Annotated in this window: 17 protein-coding genes; 5 read left to right on the top strand and 12 right to left on the bottom strand. The window is 54.3% G+C overall.

The genetic code is table 11. From position 1 onward, the window contains the following. Positions 1-2: 2 nt before the first annotated feature. The gene (locus NSU01_RS05145; protein ID WP_076247339.1) at positions 3-3,392 is read right to left on the bottom strand and encodes a tubulin-like doman-containing protein; all 3,390 of its coding nucleotides are present in this window, start codon (positions 3,390-3,392) and stop codon (positions 3-5) included. Between the two features lie 88 nt (positions 3,393-3,480). Then, a complete protein-coding gene (locus NSU01_RS05140; protein ID WP_083705690.1) occupies positions 3,481-5,304 on the bottom strand; it encodes a vWA domain-containing protein in 1,824 nt (607 codons plus the stop codon). A 242-nt stretch (positions 5,305-5,546) separates the two neighbouring features. On the opposite strand from NSU01_RS05140, the gene NSU01_RS05135 reads away from it, so the two are divergent. From NSU01_RS05135 to NSU01_RS05125, 3 genes are read left to right on the top strand one after another with little or no spacing between them, the layout of a single operon-like run. Further along, complete coding sequence (locus NSU01_RS05135; RefSeq protein ID WP_171720579.1) at positions 5,547-5,699, top strand: hypothetical protein; 153 nt, start codon at positions 5,547-5,549, stop codon at positions 5,697-5,699. Further along, on the top strand, positions 5,692-6,615 hold the full coding sequence (locus tag NSU01_RS05130; protein WP_076247337.1) for a hypothetical protein: 924 nt from the start codon (positions 5,692-5,694) through the stop codon (positions 6,613-6,615). Before NSU01_RS05135 ends, NSU01_RS05130 begins: the two co-directional genes overlap by 8 nt. A gap of 56 nt (positions 6,616-6,671) precedes the next feature. Further along, a complete protein-coding gene (locus NSU01_RS05125) occupies positions 6,672-8,474 on the top strand; it encodes a hypothetical protein (protein ID WP_076247334.1) in 1,803 nt (600 codons plus the stop codon). A gap of 118 nt (positions 8,475-8,592) precedes the next feature. On the opposite strand, the gene NSU01_RS05120 is transcribed toward NSU01_RS05125, so the two are convergent. From NSU01_RS05120 to NSU01_RS05075, 10 genes are all read right to left on the bottom strand, one after another. Further along, positions 8,593-8,925 carry a hypothetical protein gene (locus NSU01_RS05120; protein ID WP_039305831.1) on the bottom strand — a complete coding sequence of 111 codons (333 nt, stop codon included), beginning with the start codon at positions 8,923-8,925 and terminating at the stop codon, positions 8,593-8,595. Positions 8,926-9,023: 98 nt separating this feature from the next. Next, positions 9,024-10,166, bottom strand: a complete 1,143-nt coding sequence (aroB, locus tag NSU01_RS05115; RefSeq protein WP_076247331.1) for a 3-dehydroquinate synthase — start codon at positions 10,164-10,166, stop codon at positions 9,024-9,026. A gap of 48 nt (positions 10,167-10,214) precedes the next feature. Further along, positions 10,215-10,964 carry a WecB/TagA/CpsF family glycosyltransferase gene (locus NSU01_RS05110; protein WP_076247328.1) on the bottom strand — a complete coding sequence of 250 codons (750 nt, stop codon included), beginning with the start codon at positions 10,962-10,964 and terminating at the stop codon, positions 10,215-10,217. Continuing rightward, the gene (locus NSU01_RS05105) at positions 10,961-11,128 is read right to left on the bottom strand and encodes a hypothetical protein (protein WP_179093603.1); all 168 of its coding nucleotides are present in this window, start codon (positions 11,126-11,128) and stop codon (positions 10,961-10,963) included. Before NSU01_RS05105 ends, NSU01_RS05110 begins: the two co-directional genes overlap by 4 nt. A 285-nt stretch (positions 11,129-11,413) precedes the next feature. Continuing rightward, positions 11,414-12,856 carry an MFS transporter gene (locus NSU01_RS05100; protein ID WP_076247447.1) on the bottom strand — a complete coding sequence of 481 codons (1,443 nt, stop codon included), beginning with the start codon at positions 12,854-12,856 and terminating at the stop codon, positions 11,414-11,416. Beyond that, positions 12,853-13,491: an isochorismatase family cysteine hydrolase gene (locus tag NSU01_RS05095; protein ID WP_042133847.1), complete on the bottom strand. Its 639-nt coding sequence runs from the start codon at positions 13,489-13,491 to the stop codon at positions 12,853-12,855. The genes NSU01_RS05100 and NSU01_RS05095 overlap by 4 nt, the downstream gene beginning before the upstream one ends. A 52-nt stretch (positions 13,492-13,543) precedes the next feature. Then, positions 13,544-14,593 (bottom strand): ABC transporter substrate-binding protein, encoded by a 1,050-nt coding sequence (locus tag NSU01_RS05090; protein WP_076247444.1) that lies wholly within the window; start codon positions 14,591-14,593, stop codon positions 13,544-13,546. Positions 14,594-14,635: 42 nt separating this feature from the next. Continuing rightward, a complete protein-coding gene (locus NSU01_RS05085; protein WP_076247325.1) occupies positions 14,636-15,523 on the bottom strand; it encodes an ABC transporter permease in 888 nt (295 codons plus the stop codon). A gap of 33 nt (positions 15,524-15,556) precedes the next feature. Further along, positions 15,557-16,342 carry an ABC transporter ATP-binding protein gene (locus NSU01_RS05080; protein ID WP_076247323.1) on the bottom strand — a complete coding sequence of 262 codons (786 nt, stop codon included), beginning with the start codon at positions 16,340-16,342 and terminating at the stop codon, positions 15,557-15,559. Positions 16,343-16,467: 125 nt separating this feature from the next. Further along, positions 16,468-16,842, bottom strand: coding sequence for a Na-translocating system protein MpsC family protein (locus NSU01_RS05075; RefSeq protein WP_179093602.1), 375 nt, complete (start codon positions 16,840-16,842; stop codon positions 16,468-16,470). Between the two features lie 285 nt (positions 16,843-17,127). Between NSU01_RS05075 and NSU01_RS05070 the strand changes: the two genes are divergently transcribed. Further along, positions 17,128-18,237, top strand: a complete 1,110-nt coding sequence (locus tag NSU01_RS05070) for an ATP-binding protein (RefSeq protein WP_076247320.1) — start codon at positions 17,128-17,130, stop codon at positions 18,235-18,237. 35 nt (positions 18,238-18,272) lie between these two features. Continuing rightward, positions 18,273-18,974, top strand: a complete 702-nt coding sequence (locus tag NSU01_RS05065; protein WP_076247318.1) for a class I SAM-dependent methyltransferase — start codon at positions 18,273-18,275, stop codon at positions 18,972-18,974. Positions 18,975-19,113 lie beyond the last annotated feature (139 nt).

Genomic DNA, 19,113 nt, shown 5'->3' with positions numbered 1-19,113 from the left:
GCTTACTTCAGCTTTCTGCGGATGCTGCCGAGCTTGCCGGTCAGGCTCTTGTAGAAGCCGTACATTTCATCGCCGTTCGCATGCTCTACCCGCTCATATTCCAGGCTGTCGCGCGCCTCCAGGAACGATACATACATCCCTTCCAGCTTATACAGCAGCGGAGTCACATCTTCCGCCGCCGTCATCTCTCCGGCCCGGCGTGCCGCCTTGCGCAGCAGGAGACTGCGGCTTTTCTCATCCAGCGCACGGAAATGGCGGTAGACGGCATACTCCACATAGCTGCGTTCCTTCATCAGGTTCGCGAACGGCTCCCAGGCATCTTCGTCCTCGTCACGGTCATAGACATAGAGCGCACCTTTTTTGGTGATGGTATCGGTGTACAGCGCCTCGATGAACTGGTCGATCCACTTGTCTTCATCCAGATGCTGGTGGACCAGCACTTCGAGTTCCGCTGCCTTGGCCGACAATACGTCGTATTTCGCCAGCTCTTCACGGACACGGGCAATCAGCTGCGGTGAGCGGATCAGGTTCTCCTGGGCCAGTTCACGGTTGATGCTGCCGAAGATGTCCTTAATTCCTTCACGTTCCAGGCCGCCCGAGCGCAGCGCTTTGAGCTCTTCAGCGGCTTTTCTCACTTCGCCCAGATTCGGACGCGAGGAGCCAAGCTGCAGATCATAGCCGCTTAGCATTTTATCCAGATCAAACGGCTTCGTGAAGATGACCGAGAAGCGGCTGCTCGTATTCTCGTCGATGCCTTTCTCGATAATTACACCAGCCTCCAGGGCACGCAAGAAATCCGCACGCACTCTGGCATTATAATCACGGACCCGTGCATTCACGTAGGTATCGCCCCATGACTTCTCCGGAATCGGGGAAGGCAGGTAGGTCCAGTTATCCTTGTCGGTCATCACCAGATGGCGGCCAATTCCTTCCTTGTCCAGGATGGTCCGTTCATAGTTCTCCTCGAACACCCGCAGCGGTGTATATACAAACAGCGGTACTCCGTTACGTGTATTGAGCCAGAAAATCCGGTTCTTAACCTGGCTTTCCTTGATCGTGAACTGCGATTTGCCGAGCGCATTGTTCTGATAATTGCGGATTCCCTTCAGAATACCCGGCGCCTTCACCGGCACGGATACGAAGCCCCAAGACGGGAAGTGCAGACTGCCTGAGCTGTTGCTAAGGTGGAAAATCGGCACCGCATCTTCATCCAGACGTCCGGCGATAATCCGCTCAACGAACTTATCCAGCGGCTCCTCGCGCCCGTATTTCATCACCAGGAAATCTTCCATTGAACGGGTAATGAGATCACCGAACTTGTCGCTGAGGAATTCAGAGATCGAACGGACGATATCAATCTCCTGCTCTTTGACCCAGCGTCCGGAATGCTTCAGCATTTCGCGCGTGAAATCACGGATCAGATCGTCGCCGTCCTTCTGGTCCATCACCTTGGAGATGGTTGCCGAAATATCCGGCACATTGACGATATTCCAATAGTAGGTTTTGTTGCCCTTATGATCAGCCTGCTCTTCGCCATTGATCAGAATGTCGCCATTCTTCTCGAAGATCGAGCTGAGCGCCGTCAGAATCTCTGTGAATACGCCGTAGATCCGGCTGTTCTCTTCATTCAGAAGCTCGTACAGATCCTCGTAGAACTGGATCATCTGCTCGGTGCGCTCCACATCGGCATGCAGCCAGTATTCATTGATCTTGGCTTCGATATAGGCGTTCTTCTTCTTCTCCTTGGAGACAAAAGCGCTGCGCGCATCGCCCAGCTTCTCCTCTGCACTGTCCTGCGCCGTCTCGATATCACGCGGCAGACGGAGCAGGCTCTCCCGCAGCGCTTCAATATACGACTGGATCAGCTTCAGGATACAGAAGCCCTTCTCCGTGTAGAGCAGCCGGGATACATAGAACGGCCCCTGCTCCGGATGCAGGAAGATCCGCTCCAGCTCCTCGCCGAAACGTCCGGTGATTTCACCCGGCAACTGCTTCTTCGCTTTGATGTATTCTTCCCGCGCACGGGCGAGAAAGTTCTGTTCCAGCTCCGTATCCATGCTGACCACCTGGTTCTTGACCACATTGGCATGGCTGAGGCGCTCACTGTTCTGATAGCCGGGCAGCGGCTCAGGCACACGGGACTCGAAGGTCTTGATCATTGTATCGAGATCAATGCCGAGCTTGCGTGCCATCTTCTCCACATCCTCCTGCCCCGGGGCGTGATGGAACATCTTGTCCATCTTGTCGAAGAGGCGGAAGGCCAGATATGTGGTCATTTCCTCAATCGGCAGCACCGCCGAGGAAGCGCCGATAATGTTGTATTCATAATTCGCAGGATACGTCTTGTTCATCTGTGCAATGTTGGTGCGGATGTTGCTGATATAGTCATGGATGGCGAATTCCTCGCCGGAGGCTTTTTCCTCGCTGGCCATGAAGTTGGTGATATTCTCAGCCGTTACATTCATGCAGTAATCATAGGCATTCTCCAGCAGCTTGCCTTCCGTATTCGTCGCCGAGATGAGATGACACAGATTGAACGGCGGCAGCGGCGAATTAACGCTCAGAATATTGCCGTACTGCTGGCGGAACCGTTCTCCCCGGCTGTCCACATTCATCCAGTAATCCAGCTCTTTGAGCGCAGCATAACCGTTCTTGCGGATATACTCGCGGGTGTGCTCGCTGAGGCTCTTGTTCGCCAGATTCACATCCGGGGTGAACAGGTAACCCAGCGTATTCACGCGGTCGATTCCGGCAGCGCCATAGTCACGTTCAATAATCCCCCGGACAATGTAGGCAATATCCAGAAAGGCACCGCTGCCTGTTCCGCCGGACAAGCCGGTTAGCAGGAAAACCATCAGCTTCTTGCTGGTGCCGACCGACAGTGTCTTGATCTTCTTATCAATTGCAGCCACGACCTGATTAATCTTCGTGAACAGCAGCAGTCGTCCGGCCTGGCGCACCCCGGCGGCTCCGTTCATCCCGTCTGTGATACTCAGCTCCGGCGACAGCCAGTCTGTAATGTACGAATCAAGAATGCTGCGGTTCTGCAGCAGTCCGCCGATCTCGGCGTTGGCCAGCAGCACGAATTCATTCTGCGGGTCGAGGCCGATGCCTTTATATTTTTTGCCGCGGTCCTGTTCATTGGTCTCGAACGCCAGGAATTCCACATTGTCGGGCTTATCCCGTTTCTTCTTGGACAATGGATCCTCAGGCAGCTTGAAGCGGCGGTTAATCTGGTATTTCAAGCGCAGCAGGGCATCGATGCCCGTGCCGCCAAGTCCGATAATCAGAATCGGGTTGTCTATGGTGTCCACTCTTATTTTGTCGCTGACGATCCCTCCGCCAAGCGATACATCGAGCTGCTGAATATGTTCTCTTACTACCGGTTTCATAGGTTATCCTCCTAAAAGTTATGCGTAGCACTTCTTCCTGAACATGCTCGTTCAAAATTCACTTCGGAAGCTTACGCTTAGTCTGCTGTTATATCAAATATTCGAGTAATATCGTCTTGTCTACCGTCTGCAGGGAGACCGATACACGGTCACCGCTCTTCATCTCAAGGCCCCGCGAGGTATCGGCGGCACGCCCTGACCGCTCCACGGAGATTCCTTCTCCTCCGCGCAGCATCAGCCGGTCATTGTTCCCCGGAGTGAAGACCAGCTTCTCGCTCTCCTTCAGTTCAGGCGCCAGCTGCAGCAGCTGATGCAATGTGAATTTGCCGCGGAAGCCTGCAAGCTTCTTGTACTGCGGATAGGTCTTCTCTCCGGTATTGCCGTCCAGCACTTCCACAACCAGCTGTCCGACAAAACCGCGGTTTGATCTGCGGCGCAGCAGCCAGAATGCGGCGGCGGCGGCCAGCAGGAGTACAATCCCGCCTATAATATAGTAAAGAGTGTTCGGGGACTTCTGATCCGTAACCGGTTCTTCACCAGTGCCTGCCCCCGTGGCCGGAGGACTTGTAGCCACCGTTCCCGTCTTGGCGTTGATTGTCAGCACATCGCTCTCGCGGTAGAAGCTGCTCTCTTCGGCCCGCACCTTAAGTTCATAGGCATGATTGTCTTTTATTTCAAAAGCACCCTTGAACTCAGCACCTGAATTGTCGAGCGCAATCTCCTCTACAGTCCCCGTATCGACATCCGTAGCCAGCAGCACTGCCTTCATCTCCTGGTACAAGCTGCTCTCTGTAACCTCAGCACCGTTGCTGAACAGATGCGAGGAGATATCGACGGTGTCGCCTTTGCGGTAGGACTGGGAAGGCAGCGCATCGATCTTAAGCTCCAGATCATAGTTGAATACCAGATTAATATCGATCTTGTCCTTCGCCACACCCTTGACCTGGAGCTTCCAGTCTCCCTGCTCCGGCGAGAGCAGCTTGATCAGCGTGTAGGTAGACGACTTGGACAGCAGCACAGCATCCGAGGGAATCGCTACTTCCTTCCCTGACGGATCACTCAGCTTCGCCGTTACAGGCTGCGAGGACATAATTGAAATATTCGCTTCCAGCACACTGCCGTTCGGCACATTGACCGTCACTTCCTGATAATCGCCGTTTGCCGTAATCGACGGCACCGGCACGACCTTCAGCTTCAGATGGCTGGCAAAAATCTCGCTGAGAATCTGCGGAAGATCATCCGCGGAATCCGTTGTGAATGCCTTGCCGCCTGTCTGATCGGACAGATTAGACAGAATATCCTTGTTCAGCTTACCATCCGCATTGAGCCCGATCGTATAGACCGGATACCCCTTCTGCTTCGCAGTTTCTACAGCGGCCTTCAGTTCCTGATCGGACTGGGCCTGCGTAGCGCCGCTGGCTTCATCTAAGTCATTGTTGCCGTCGGCCAGCATCACGATCATCGGCTCATGGCCGGGATCGCTGCCGTTCTCCAGCACCTTCACAGCTTCTTCCATTCCGACCGCTATATCCGTGTAGGGTCCACGGTTCAGCCCGTCGATGAAATCCTTCAAATCCTGTTTGTCCCCGGCAGAGGTGATGCCAAGCAGGGCCTTCTCGCGCTGCACCTTGTCGGTGTAGGCAACGATCCCTACCTTGTCTCCTTGCGTGGACAGCATATCTATGAACATCTTCATCGCTTCATTCGCGATCTTGTTCTTGTCACTCTTGTTCATCGAGTTGCTGACATCAATCAGCAGTACAGCATCAATATGGGACGGCGCGGCAGAAGCAGCACTGGCCGCTGCGCCTCCGAAAGGCAAGACAGCGATGCATAGGATCAGCAGCAATGCAGGAAAAATGCGCTGCAGTCTATTCTTGATCGTTCTGGGGTTACGGTGTGTACGAAGCATAAATAGGGCTCCTCTTGTGTTAAATTCGGCGGATCTGGCAAATCCGGCAGCATAGCTAAATTCTGTAAATAGTATGCCATTATGATATAATTAAACCTTGTAAACATCAACATAGTGACCGCTGGACCGGCACTCCCGTCTGGTAGAATCGCCATCTTGAAGCGGATGGATTATTCTAAGTATACGCCGTGTTCCTGAATATTTGATTAAAAGACCGTAACCAGAGAGAAAGGAAGAGTTCCATGATTACATACGTCATACTCGGAGTAACGTTCCTCTATGCCGTTATTCAGATCTCCTTATACGCTTCACGCCAGCGGAAGCCGCTTACCCGTGAGGACATTGACGAGCGGCTCCTTGCTGCACTGAACGGAGGCGACACTACCCGTGAGTAAGAAGAAACCTGTTACCTTCCGGCCCTTCAAGGCTCCCCGCTATTCTTATGAGAAGCTCCGTATCTGCCGCCGCTGCGGGCGTTACACCGCCCTGGGCGAGGAACGCTGCAGCCGCTGCGGCCGCGCCTCGCTTACTCCCGTGGAGAAGCAGGCGGTATCCATTGCCGGGCGCAAGATGCATACCCGGCTGCTGCTCATCCTCCTGCTGACCCTGGCCTCGGTCTATTTCGGCCAAAGCCTGCAGCAGATGGCGCTAAGCGGTGCAGGCGGCATCGTGATAGCCGGACTGGTCTACTATACGCAGCGGAAAGTACGGCAGAACGAAAATCTGTATGCCCTTAACGAGCTGCTGGGCCGGAACATCCTCAGAATTAAGGAAGATCTGGAGCTTAACCGCCAGGAGGCAGTATCCGTCCTCCGCGAGAATGATGTCCTCGCTTATGAGAAGCTCCGCGAGATCTCCATTCTGCTGCGCGGAGACCGGATCTCCCGCCAGCGTGTTGCCCTGCTCCACGGCTTCCAGCTGCGCAAGGACATGGTTCTGGAGCTGGAACAGCTGCTGCTGAAGGACTTTGAGCCGCTGCTCGCTGAATATATTGGTGAGATCGCCAAGGTCCGGCCCGATTTGATTAAAGACCGCACCCTCCGCTATGTTAAGAACTACGAAGTGCAGATTCTCGAAATGGACAAAGGGCTGGCTATTCTGACTGTCGTTGCCGGGGCAGCGGTACGCCTGAAGCGTTATGCACTGCTCTATTCCGGGCTGATCGGAAGATATGTACAGGAGCTGCCCAAGGACCGCTTCCTGCGCTTATCGCGGCTGATTGCTGCGAACCCCTATGAGCCGTGGAACGGCCTGGATGCCAAGGTGGCGGAAATCCGCGAGCTCAAGTACCGGTGGGACCCTGAAGTATAAGGATGATAGCTGGCAGCACGCGCAATCCTTATATCCGAATAAAGGGGCTATACTATATGACGATCAAACAAGCATTAACCCTGCGGAATATTATGATCATTCTGTGTATCTTCATGCTGGTTCTGCTGGGACAGAAGGCTCTGGGGATAGAGGACAAGATTCAGACCGTGCGTGAGGCTGAGCGGCTGTATGCTGCAGGAGAGCTCATCGCTGCCGAGAGCCAGTACCGGCTGGCAGCGGCAAATACGGCAATCTTATACAAGGAAGAACAGATTAACGCACGGCTTAAAGAGCTCGCTCCCATAACGGCTATACGCAGTAGCCTAAGGGGACTGGTATTAATCCTGGAAGACCAGTTGACGGTCAAGGATTTCACCGGATATATGGAGAGTTATGCCTCCCTGCTCAGCCTGAAGAGCAAGTATATGGTTACGGGAGGACCTTATGAAGTCTATTATCGCCAGCTGTCCGCTGATTCAGGCATTTCGGAGAAGATGACGGCAGGGTTCCGGCAGTTCAAGGAGCAGTTTCTTGCCGGGCTCACGGAGAGCCAGAAGAACGCAGCGAATAACACGACCGGCGCCGGAAGCGCAGAGAGCGTCAAATGGAGCCTGCTGCAAATCCCCGAGGCCTATTACGGCGGGGCCGGGGCCAAGGAAGAATTGCTGGCCGCGAAATTCGAGGCTCATGACACCGCCAGGCTGAAGGCTCTGGCGGCAGCCGGAAGCTTCCAGCCTATGCTGGACAGCGCCTTATCTATGGAAGAGGCTTATCAAAGCCATAGTTATACAGCGGACTGGATTGAGGATCAGGTTCAGGAAAGTACCACACTTATCCTGAACAAGGACCTGGACGGCGATCGTACCGCCGCCTTCGCCGGACACGCTGTTGCCTACCGCAAGTATGCAGAGTCAGCTGGCCTGAAATCTTCCAAAGTGCTGAAGCTGATCGACAGCAGCACCACCAGGCTGCTCCGCGAGGCGGCGCGCCAGGTCCGGGGCGGACAATATGCCGAAGCCATCCGGCTCTACGGGAATCTTAATCCGCTGCAGGACACCTCCGAGGCGGTTGCCGCTGCGACACTCGCCTGGAATACCGCTGAACCTGTGCGGCTACTGCCCGGGGGAGATGTCCAGGGCAGCTATAAACTTACGGCCTCCGTCACCGGACGCTATGGCGCTAAGGTGGCTGTGGCCGGAGTGGGCGCCAGCGGCAGGCTGGTCTACGCCGATATGAGCGATGACGGAACCCTCTCCACCCGCACCGGCGATTTGGTTGCGGATGCGGCTGCGCTGATAGAGCTTACTTTTGACGAGTCATTGTCTGTCTATTCAGAAGTACCTGTAGTTACAGCTATAGGCAGCCGAGAGGACGGGCGCCGTACGTTCACCGCCTACACCATTAGGCCCGAGGGGATCTCGCAGCTGTTCAGCTTTGCCGGCAGCGGCTATGAGCTGATTGCAGAAGACGGCTCCATCCGCGTATCGGATACAGACCTCGCCGACGGTCAAGACGGGCAGACGGCCATTTTCCGCCAGGTGAACGGCGCGTATGAGTTCTCGGAAATATACCGGGAGGTTACGTATACACCTATAGATGCTTCACAGCTGGAGCTTCATCCTTATGAGAAGGTGACTCTCTCGTGCAATATTTACATCGACTCTGCCGGGAGAACGGTCGCCAGCTCGAACGGGCGTTATCTGATCCTTCAAGGCGAAACCGGCGGGGTTACCGGATTAGCTGTCGCCAGCGGCCAGTTCGAGAACGGCTATGAGCATGCGCAGACGGATGCCGGCGAGCAGTATGTACCTGTCTTTATTGTAGATTCGATTGGTAGTTTAAGCATTCAGATGCCCTGATGCCGCTGATGTTCCGGTCATGCCAGAAGACGCAAGAGATGAACGGTGATTCTGCCGTTTGTCTCTTGCGTCTTCTTTTTGGGGGAACCCTAATTCCCAATTCTAACTGCTGACTGGCTTAAGCACGCCCTGCCTTGGCGGTTTGCAGTTTTCTTTTGCGGCCAAATAAGCGTAAATATCGTTTGCGGGTATACAGCACATCCGCCGATGCCGTCAGGGTATCCTTCACCTCAGTGAGCACCGCCTGCGTTTCCTTCACAGCCTGCTTCATCCGCCCAAGCTCTGACTTCACACCTTCCGATCTCGACTTCGCTTCATCCAGCGTCTCCTGCACATTCGTTTTGAACTCATCCACCGGAGCCTTCAGCCCGTCCACCGATTGCTTCACACCGTCCAGCGACTGCTTCAGTCCGTTGATGCTGTTCTTAAATTCCTTCAGCGGGTTGCCCATATCGATTCCTCCTAAATTCCCTTTATCTACATTTACCCAGATTGGAGGGGGTAGCTTCCCGATCGGTTAAAATAAAGTGCAGCACTCTTTAATATGCATCAGTTGCCGCGCATTTCCTCCAGCAGCTCCATGATATCCGCCTCTTCAACCGGAACCGAATAGGAGCCGTCTGCGAAACGTTTCATCTCCCCGATGCCGTCCTGGAAGACGAAGCGGATGCGGCCGCTGCGCACTTTTTTGTCCGTGTACATCTTGTCCACCAGTGCCCTGTTAGCAATAGAATCCGGGATTTCCGTCGGCAAGCCTGCCTTCTTCAGCAGTGAGACTACACGATCAGCCTGCTCAGCCGTCATATATCCATACTTCACACCCAGCCTGGCCTGAATGACAAGCCCAACCGCAACGGCCTCGCCATGCAGCAGCTGGTAGCCGCTGAGCGCCTCAAGCGCCCGGCCTGCCGTATGACCCAGATTCAGAATCTGCCGCAAATTGCTCTCATGCTCATCCTGTTCCACCACTTCGTATTTGATCCGGCAGTTCGTCAGCGCGATATGCCCGCATACGTCCGCATCCAGGATAAGCCCGCCCTGTTCTGAGATGACCCTGCCGATATTCTCCTCCAGGTAACGGAAGAATGTCTCGTCCGCCAGGCAGGCATGCTTGATCGTCTCCGCCAGACCGCTGCGGAACTCACGGGCCGGAAGGGTGCGCCATGCTGCCAGGTCTATGTACACTTTGCGGGGCTGGTGGAACACGCCGATCAGGTTCGTGGCGACAGGTGTATTCACGCCGGTTTTGCCGCCGACAGAGGCATCTGCCGCTGCCAGCAGAGTGGTTGCATAATTCAGGGCAGGGACCCCGCGGCCAAAGGTGCCGGCCAGAAATCCCGCCAGATCCGTTACGGATCCGCCGCCCACGGCAATAATGCAGCAATCCCGCCCGTAGGCCTGGCTTAACAGCTGGTCTTCCAGCAGCGCCTTGGTTTCACGGATTTTGGAGCTCTCACCGGCCGGAAAAGAAAATAAATCCGCCTGGAAGCCGCTTTGCCGCAGCAGCTCCAGTAAGGGACGGCCATACAGCGGCTCGACCGTAGAATCGGTAATAATGGCGAACTTGCTTACATCCGGCAGAAGTCCCTGCTGCAGATCGCGGATCAGGGAACCGAACAGATTCTCACCAATCTCTATATTGTAGGAGTTATCGACTACTTTTTTGAGTACCACTTCAAAGCTTTTAGACATGGGTTCTGCCCCTTTCCTGTTCAACACTCTTCAATTGAATTGTCTCCCTCATTTGCGGATCATCGTCCGGTAGACGAATTTGGGCAGGGCGGATTGTCTGCGCCAGCGTGATTTCTGGCCTTTGGCAACGGGTGCGAACAAGAGCCTGTGGGCCCACTCCAGATTTAGCTTTTTCCAGATGGCCGGTGCCGGCTTCACTTTGCCCGAGATTACGTCCAGACTACCGCCTACGCCAAACACTAGCTTAATCCCGCTAAGCGCCTCCTTATGCTTATACAGCCATTTGTCCGAGTAGGGAGCGCCCATCGCAAGAATGAGAATATCCGGCTTGGCCTGCTGAATACCGGCGATAATTCCTGGCTCCTCGGCTGCCGTAAAGAATCCGTGATGCCTTCCGGCAATCTTCACCTGCGGATAGCGCAGGGCGATTCTCTCCACCGCTTGTCCGCTGGTCACTTCATCCGTCCCAAGGAAATAGAAACTCCAGCCCCGCTCATTCCCCTTCGCAAGCAGGCTCAGCAGCAGATCGTAGCCGGTCACCCGCTCCGGAATGGGATCTCCCTGTCTTCGTGCTGCCATTACAATCCCGATCCCGTCTGGCACGATTAGATCCGCCGAGCAGATGATCTCGCGGAGTCTCCCGTCCGATTGACTGGCCAATGTAATCTCCGGGTTCGCTGTAATCAGGTGAAATAGCCCTCCCTGTCCGCCCCCGATGTGGCTGTCCAATAGCGAGGTTGTCTGTTCAAGCGTCAGCTTGGAGAATGGAACTCCGAGAATGGAAACCTTGTCCTTCATCTTTTCACCTGTCCTTCCCAATCCTGCAGAATGGCCCACTGCACCCGCGGCTCTCCCAGAACCGAATGCATTGAACCGGTATAAACCAGCTTGTTATGTATGCCTGTTGCCTGACACTGATTGAGCGAGCCGCAGTCCACCCGAACGCCCTCAATATCCGCCATCCTCCAAGCCAATGCCGTTCATTGTTAACTTTTATGTAAAGTAGGCTATGAATCTCCAAAAGATAACCATATATTTACACGGGCACTTCCACCATACCAACATCGGTATTTCTTTTCAATGCAGAAAATTACTTTAGCCGGTTATGGCTTCTCCGCATCCGCGGACGCAAAGCTCCGGATGCTCCCGACATGGTCATTTGCCGATGGAACAAATCATTTTAAAGAAGCGGGGCCTCCTTCTTGTTTCAGCACGAAAACCTCTGCCCGGCGGGCAGAGGCTCCTTCTTATTTATAGGGTATATGCAGTTGTTCAGCCCCTTTGCGCTTGCTGTTGTAACGGAAAGAATACAGCTGCCAGACTGAAGAAAGGCCTACGGCGGCTGCACAGACTACGAATACGGCCAGATAGCTCCCGTTCGGACTACCTCTGCCGCCAATCATCAGTCCGCCTGCCGCCGTGCCGAACATCATGCCAATGTTGCGCGACAAGGCAAGCAGGCTGCTGACCCGGCCAAGCTGCGATTTCGCCGCCAGCCCCATAACAATACTTGTGTTAGGTGAAGTAATCATCCCCATTGCGCAGCCGAGCAGCATAACCGGCAGCACCATGGCACTTGTCCTCAGCACAGGTGAGCCGAAGCCCAGCGCCAGCAGCGTGACACTCATCAGCAGCAGTCCGGCCGTAAGGATACCGAGCGGCCCTTTGCGGTCCGCGATGCTCCCGCTGACAGGAGCGGTCACCACCAGCGCCAGCGGATATCCGATCATGATCAGTCCCACCCAGGCTGGCTCGGCCCCCGATAAACGCAGTAGCGAGGGCAAAGCCAGCTGTGCGGCGAAGGCCGCCATATATGTGATAACCGTAATGGCGATGCCGGCGGCAAAGCTCCGGTCAGTGAACAGTCCGGCACCGCTGTCCGCTGGCGGGAATTCACCAAGCGTGCCCCTCTTATCCCTGCTGCGGGAGAAGCGGGCATGTGCCGTATAAGCCGCCGCCATCCCCGCTGAAGCCGCCAGCAGCAGCAGCACGGGCAGAGACAGGAATGAGGAGCGGCCGCCGAGATCGAAGGCGATCATCAGCGAGGAGAGACAGGCCGCAAACCAGGCTGCTCCGGCGAGATCCAGCCTGCCTCCGGCCGTTTCCGTATCCCGGGGAATCAGCCTGTGCGCAAGCACGCCTACGCCCGCCGCCACTACGGCCAGCAGCCAGAAGTTGCTCTCCCAGGTGAACCACTGGATCAGGAAGCCGCCAAGACCGGGACCTGCCATGGAGCCGGCAGCGACGAAGGTGCTCATCAGCCCCAGTGCCCTGCCCCGCTGCCCGGCCGGAAATACAGAGACAATGAGGGCCATATTGGTCGCCTGATACATGGAGGCCCCGGCTCCCTGCATGACTCTGAAGCCAAGCAGCATGGCTTCGTTCTGGGCAAGCGCACAGCCCAGGGCCCCCGCCGCGAAAGCGAACAGGCCCAGATTATGCACCTTACGGCGGCCGAACCTGTCTCCCAGCCGGCCCATTACAGGCAGCAGCACCGAGATAACCAGCAGATAGATACTGACGATCCACTGGGCAGAGGCCACCGGAAACCGCAGATCAGCCGCAATATCGATAAGCGAAATATTGAACATACCGGCAGACAGATTGGACAGAAAGGCCCCGAGGCAGATGACCACCTTGACCGCCGAATGGTTTACGGCTTCCCCGGAAGACCGTACCGGTGAATTCATAATATCCGCTGCAGGGCGGGCTGATTCCACATCTTCCAGCTTTCTTCAATATCTGCGGCTGAAGCCACCACGCCGAAGTAGCCCTTCATGTTCTCCAGCGTCATCTCATGAGCGGCCCGGGAATAGGAGGCACAGGCATCCTGAACCATCACAATCTGATAATCCAGCATGAAACCGTCCCTTGCCGTCGACTCCACGCACACATTGGTACTCACTCCTGTCATAATCAGGGTTTCGATCCGCTGCGAACGCAGCACAGAATCGAGGCGGGTATTGATAAAAGCGCTATACCGGTGTTTATTGACAATAATCTCCTCAGGAAGCGGGGCCACCTCATAGAATTCAGCCCCCCAGCTTCCTCTGCGGCAGACTCCCAGCGAACCGCGACCAGAGCGGGAAGTCCAAACGGGCGAATCGGTCGCCTTTTCATGGAAGGTCTGGATATAGATCACCGGCACGCCCTGTGTTCTCGCTGCCGCGATCAGCCCATGCAGCTGCGGCATCATCTCCCGTACGGCTGACACATCACTTCCGCCAGTGGCGAGTGCTCCTTCCTCATGGCAGTAATCATTCTGCACATCTACTATAATAAGTGCGGTTTTATCAGGCATAATCAGATCGGCAGTTAATTCCATCATCTTCACCTCTTTAGTTTTTGAAGGCCTATGGTACGGTGTTCAGCTTAGCTTATTTCACTGCTGTCTTGTTCACAAACTGCATATCGACCAAATCCTCGTAGGTGTATTCGCCTTTGTAGATTCCGGTCTTAATCATCACGTTCATGTCCTTATCCAGCGCCTCCTCCGAAATGATCCCATCCGGACTCCAGAGCCGATCGGCATACGCCCGGTCAAGCGCAGCTTGTGCCGCTTCATCGGATAGTGTAGGGAATTCAGCCTTCAGGACGCTCATCGCCAGAGCTTTATCCTCCTGGATGGCTTTCAGTGCTTTCACAACGGCGTTAACCGCCTTCTGCACCGTTTCCGGGTCCTTCTCCAGTGTCGACTTCTTCACGCTCAGCACAGAGTAGGCATAGTCGCCCATATCATGGAACTTGTAAAAAGGTTCTTCCCATACCCCCTTGGCGATCCCGTCACTGATCTGCGGCTCGGCGCCGTTCGCAATATCCGCTGCACCCTGCTGAACCATTGCTACCACGGTTGAACCATCCGCCGGCTCGAGCAGCCGCACATCCTTCTGCGGATCAAGCCCCAGCTCCAGAAGCAGATATTGGGTCAGCAGGTTCGGGGTTCCGCCATGCCGTCCGGCATTCAATTTCTTATCCTGCAGGAAGGCTTTCAATTCTTCATCAGAGCTGCCCGCAGGGGCTGTCCCTTTCTTGGCCATCAGGTAAACATTCGCACGGTTAACCACATTGCTGACTGAAACGATCGGGTCGGAGTTGCCGATGTTCGCCAGTGCATTGGATTCCGGTCCGCCGATGACGCCCCAGGCATCCCCGCTGACTACCGAGGTCACATGTGTACCGCCGGCAGCCTGAAGCATTTCAACCTCAAGCCCTTCATCTTCAAAATATCCCTCGCGTTGCGCTACATACAGCGGCAGATAACCTGTGTAATGCAGCGGCTCGGCAATGACCAGCTTCTTGAGTTTTCCCGCTTCGTTGCCGGCAGCGGCGGCTTCAACTTCCGCATTCCCTTTGCTGCTGCATCCGGAGAGCAGGATCATTACGGAGGCAAGCAGGACGGCGGACAGCTTCACTTTGGTTACATTCATCATCAGGTTCTCCCCTTTATCTTATATAGGATTGCTTAGGTCTCAAGCCTTCTTCATCCCGTATCCCTTGGACAGCCATTTCTCCAGCAGGACCACTCCCGCATACATCACCATCGACAGAACGGACAAGACTACAACTCCCACCCAGACGAGATTGATATCAAGGATCGTACCGGCGTAGATCACCATGCGGCCAATCCCGTGGCTGGAAGCAATGAATTCCCCGACAATCGCACCGGCCAGCGAGAGGGCAATATTAATCCGCAGACTGCTGATCATCCAGGGCATCGCCCAGGGAATGACCACCTTGGTAAACACCTGATGGCGTTTCGCGCCCAGCGAATACATCAGCTTCTCCATATCCTTGTCCACACTCTGCACGCCGCTGTGCGCCGACAAGGCGGCAACGACTACCGTCATGGCAAAAGCGAGCGCCACCTTGGAGAAGAATCCGATGCCCAGCAGAATCACCAGCACAGGAGCAAGCGCCAGCTTGGGCATGGCATTGAGCAGGATCAGGAACGGTTCACTGATGCCGGCGAATCTGCGTGACCACCAGAAGGATAGACCGAGCAGCGATCCGATCAGGGTCCCGCCGATGAAGCCCAGAATCGTCGAGCTGGAGGTATAAGCGATATCCTCCAGCAGAGTACCCTGCGTCATCTGTATCCATGTTGTGCTGAGAATCCGTACCGGGCTGCTCCAATAGTATGAATCCATCCAGCCGATCCGCGTAAACAGCTCCCAGCAGAGTACGATCAGCAACCCGACCGTCAGCCGCCCGATTCCAACAATCCGCTGTGTCCGGCGCCTTGCCCCCTCTTCATCCACGATGACGGGTTCCTTCTGCATTTTCTCAGGCTTGACCGAATGGATCGGGGCCGGCTCCAGCTTGTGAATCACATACCCTTTCTTTTGTACACTCTCCATGGTTGTTCTCTCCTTCTGTAAGTTTTGTAAGTTCTACGAGATATGGGCTGCCGGCTCTTCGCCTCCGCCTGACAGCAGGTCCAGCAGATGGGCTTTGAGCTCCATAAATGACGCAGATACCGTATCCTCCTTATGTCTCGGGCGCGGCATATCCACAGAAATCTTGGAGATGATTCTGCCCGGCCGCCCGGAGAAGACATAGATGTCATCAGACAGGTAGATGGCTTCATCAATATCGTGGGTGACGAATAACACCGTCTTGCGGAAATCCTCCCAGATCTCCAGCAGCCAGTTCTGCATGGTCAGCCGGGTCTGGGCATCCAGTGCGCCAAAGGGCTCGTCCAGCAAAATAATATCCCGGTCGTACAGCAGCGTGCGGAGCAGCGCTGCCCGCTGGCGCATGCCTCCGGACAATTCTGCCGGATAATGGCCGCCGAAGCCTTTCAGTCCATAACGGTCCATCAGCGGCTGGGCCCGGGCTACCGCTTCCTTACGCGGCACCCCGCGGATCTCCATGCCCAGAATAATGTTATCCATGATCGTCCTCCAAGGGAGCAGCATGTCCTTCTGCAGCATATATCCGACATATCCGGTCTTTAAGGCGATATCCTCACCATCAGCAAGCACGCGGCCGGTAGACGGCGGAATCAGTCCTGCTATGATATTGAACAATGTGGATTTGCCGCAGCCGCTGGGGCCGATTATACTGACAAATCTGCCTTGCTCTATAGAGAGATTCGTCTCCTGCATGGCGATAATCTCCTGGCCGTCACGGCGGAACCACTTGCTTACACCGGCAATCTCAATCTTTGCTTTCATAGAATCAGCTCCTTATTAGGTTTAATAGCATTTGTAAGCCCGGATAAACAAAAAGCCGCCAGTTTTAGACACAGCCCCAGAGGGCTAATGTCCGAAAACTGACGGCAGGCCGGCTCTCCGGAAGATCAGAGTTCCAACGTAACGTTCAGGTAATGCTCGAGGTCCTTCTCCAAAATTATGATCGTACCGGAATACTCGGTCTCCACATCATAATCTTTAAGAACGGCCTTGATATTCACTTGAAATTCATCCAGAAATGCCTGCTTGATTTCACACTTGAATACTTCATGCAGCACCAGATTAATCTGGCGGCTAGCCGTGGCATCATGGGCATCCAGCACCTTCAGTACGGGCACCCGGCTGTTAATGGATAGAATAATAATCTTGTTCCCCACGAAGTCGACCTTCTGCTGCTTGACGCCGGCGTTAAACAGCTTCTTGTTGATTTCGTTATAAATCCTTAAAATATCCTGTTTCCATTGTCCGGCGGAAGCGATCATTGCGATCACACCTTCATAGCTATTAATAATGTTACATTATGTCACAAGTACGTCAACAACTGCATCATTGTCCACCGCTTATACATCATTATAGATAAAAAGGTAGAGTTGTCAATAAATTTACGTAAGATAAATTAACATGTTAATTAATATTTCGGATTATATGTAATGTTAGTTTACACATAAAAAGATATCATCCTAAATATTTACAAAATAACGCTAATGAATTACAATCATTACGTAACTACGTAATTACATAATTTCGAAAGCAGGTGATCTTCCTTCATGACCCGTGACTTAAGCAGCGAACTGGATACGCTGAAGCAGCAGGTTGCCGAACTTCAGGCGGCCGTCCAGCATTGGAACACTGAGCGGAGAAGCTTGGCAGGCCATGCTGATCCGCCAGAATCTGTGAATTCAGCCGCAGAAGCGGGGCTGCCCGGCGCGGGACGCGGATCTGTATTTTATTCCGGCCATGCCCGTCTTAACGGACAAAGCTACCGCTGGGAGCCCCATGAGCGTCCGATGGAACAGCTGCTCGAAGTGAACAACGAGAAATCAGCCAAAGTACTGGCGGCATTAAGCAACCGGCAACGGCTGGACATTCTGAAATCCGTCATTCAGGAGCCGCTTACGGGCACGGAGCTGGTGGAACGTCTGGGCATGGGCACTACCGGCCAGCTGTATCATCATCTCAAAGCATTGACTGGCGCAGATTTATTAGTGCAGGAGAGCGGAGGCCGTTATGCCTTCCCTTCCCACCGCCTCCTCCCCTTCCTCCTGCTGCTGGCTTCGGTTAGTACTCTAGAGGATACAAGTGACTATATGGACACGATGAGAACGAGAAATAACGCGGGCATTTATCTGGGCCCTGCACAAAATTTCGATGTCCACCATCTGCTGTGGGCTGTTATCGAGAATCCGGTGATGGAGCATGCGGCCGGATATTGCAGCGAAATCGGGATATTCCTGCATGATGACGGGAGTGTCACCGTAACAGACAATGGACGGGGAATTCCGGTAGCGTCTCTACCAAATTCCAACATACCAGCTGCGCAATCCATTCTGACCGATATTCATAGATTTAATGGAGACGGAGCTTTTAAGGTGCCTGGTGCTGAGCAGGGAATCAGCATTGCCGTGGTCAACGCCCTCTCCGGCAGACTTACCGTTGATATCCGGCGCGGCGGCAGAATGTACCGCCAGGAGTATAGGCATGGTGTGCCACAGTCCGGACTGATGACGGTTGGAATCGCGAAGGATACGGGGACAAGTGTGACGTTTAAGCCGGATCAGGAATTTCTGGGCACAGGCTTTGAACAGGCACGGCTGAATGAACACAGTCATGAGCTGATGAAGGCATATCCGGGGCTCTCCATCTTCATTAACAACTAAACCGGGTGAATGAAATGAAAGGAGACTGCTGCTATATGAAACATGAAACGATCTATAGTCATGAGGATACGCTGAAGATGCTTGACTCTCTTTTTCGGGAAGAAGGGCAATGGTGGGATCAGTTCTACGGGGACCGGAATAAAGGGATTCCTTTCTTCAAGGATAGTCCGGATGAGAATTTGGTTGAATACGTAAGTGGCGGGCATATTACACCCGGCAGGGTGCTCGAATTAGGCTGCGGGGGCGGCAGAAATGCGGTTTATCTGGCTCAGCAGGGCTACGCCGTGGATGCCATTGACATCTCTCGGGCAGCGGTAGAATGGGGAAAGGAACGCGCCCGCAAACATCAGGTGGAGGTGAATTTCGCCCGCAGCAATATTTTTGACCTGAGCCTGGAGCGAGGCAGCTACGACCTCATCTATGACAGCGGATGTTTCCATCACATCTACCCCCACCGGAGAGTTACCTTTCTCGAATTGTTGAACAGCACGCTCAAGCCTGGCGGGCATTTCGGACTGGTCTGCTTCGCGGCTGGCGCCATGGGTGCGGAGATCACTGATTGGGAGGTGTACCGGCAGCGGAGCCTCCGGGGTGGATTAGGATTCACCGAAGACAAGCTTAAGAGCTTCTTCAGCGGTTTCGAGCTTATAGAGTTCAGACGCATGCGCCAGATGGATCAGGAGGATGCGCTGTTTGGTGAAGCTTTTCTGTGGACTGCCTTGTTCAGAAAAAATTAACGGAGTACTTGTCCTTTTTCACATCTACTCCATGTCAGGCTTGCCGTAAGTGTACGGCTCATCAACCCTATCGCTGGCACAATGTATTCGGTTTTTCGTATACATTCGGCTCATTTACTCTATCGTCGGCACAATGTAC

Source organism: Paenibacillus sp. FSL H8-0259 (genome assembly GCF_037963255.1).
In the GTDB taxonomy this organism is placed as follows: Bacteria; Bacillota; Bacilli; order Paenibacillales; family Paenibacillaceae; genus Paenibacillus_AQ; species Paenibacillus_AQ phytohabitans.
The sequence above is the reverse complement of the archived record's forward strand: the minus strand, read 5'-3'. Positions and strand labels throughout refer to the sequence as shown.

Bases quoted from the DNA above. Each gene is read 5' to 3' on its own strand.
- NSU01_RS05090 (WP_076247444.1), bottom strand. From the start codon at position 14,593: ATGAATGTAACCAAAGTGAAGCTGTCCGCCGTCCTGCTTGCCTCCGTA.
- NSU01_RS05085 (WP_076247325.1), bottom strand. From the start codon at position 15,523: ATGGAGAGTGTACAAAAGAAAGGGTATGTGATTCACAAGCTGGAGCCG.
- NSU01_RS05140 (WP_083705690.1), bottom strand. From the start codon at position 5,304: ATGCTTCGTACACACCGTAACCCCAGAACGATCAAGAATAGACTGCAG.
- NSU01_RS05075 (WP_179093602.1), bottom strand. From the start codon at position 16,842: ATGATCGCTTCCGCCGGACAATGGAAACAGGATATTTTAAGGATTTAT.
- NSU01_RS05100 (WP_076247447.1), bottom strand. From the start codon at position 12,856: ATGAATTCACCGGTACGGTCTTCCGGGGAAGCCGTAAACCATTCGGCG.
- aroB (WP_076247331.1), bottom strand. From the start codon at position 10,166: ATGTCTAAAAGCTTTGAAGTGGTACTCAAAAAAGTAGTCGATAACTCC.
- NSU01_RS05095 (WP_042133847.1), bottom strand. From the start codon at position 13,491: ATGGAATTAACTGCCGATCTGATTATGCCTGATAAAACCGCACTTATT.
- NSU01_RS05105 (WP_179093603.1), bottom strand. From the start codon at position 11,128: ATGGCGGATATTGAGGGCGTTCGGGTGGACTGCGGCTCGCTCAATCAG.
- NSU01_RS05080 (WP_076247323.1), bottom strand. From the start codon at position 16,342: ATGAAAGCAAAGATTGAGATTGCCGGTGTAAGCAAGTGGTTCCGCCGT.
- NSU01_RS05145 (WP_076247339.1), bottom strand. From the start codon at position 3,392: ATGAAACCGGTAGTAAGAGAACATATTCAGCAGCTCGATGTATCGCTT.
- NSU01_RS05110 (WP_076247328.1), bottom strand. From the start codon at position 10,964: ATGAAGGACAAGGTTTCCATTCTCGGAGTTCCATTCTCCAAGCTGACG.
- NSU01_RS05070 (WP_076247320.1), top strand. From the start codon at position 17,128: ATGACCCGTGACTTAAGCAGCGAACTGGATACGCTGAAGCAGCAGGTT.
- NSU01_RS05125 (WP_076247334.1), top strand. From the start codon at position 6,672: ATGACGATCAAACAAGCATTAACCCTGCGGAATATTATGATCATTCTG.
- NSU01_RS05135 (WP_171720579.1), top strand. From the start codon at position 5,547: ATGATTACATACGTCATACTCGGAGTAACGTTCCTCTATGCCGTTATT.
- NSU01_RS05120 (WP_039305831.1), bottom strand. From the start codon at position 8,925: ATGGGCAACCCGCTGAAGGAATTTAAGAACAGCATCAACGGACTGAAG.
- NSU01_RS05065 (WP_076247318.1), top strand. From the start codon at position 18,273: ATGAAACATGAAACGATCTATAGTCATGAGGATACGCTGAAGATGCTT.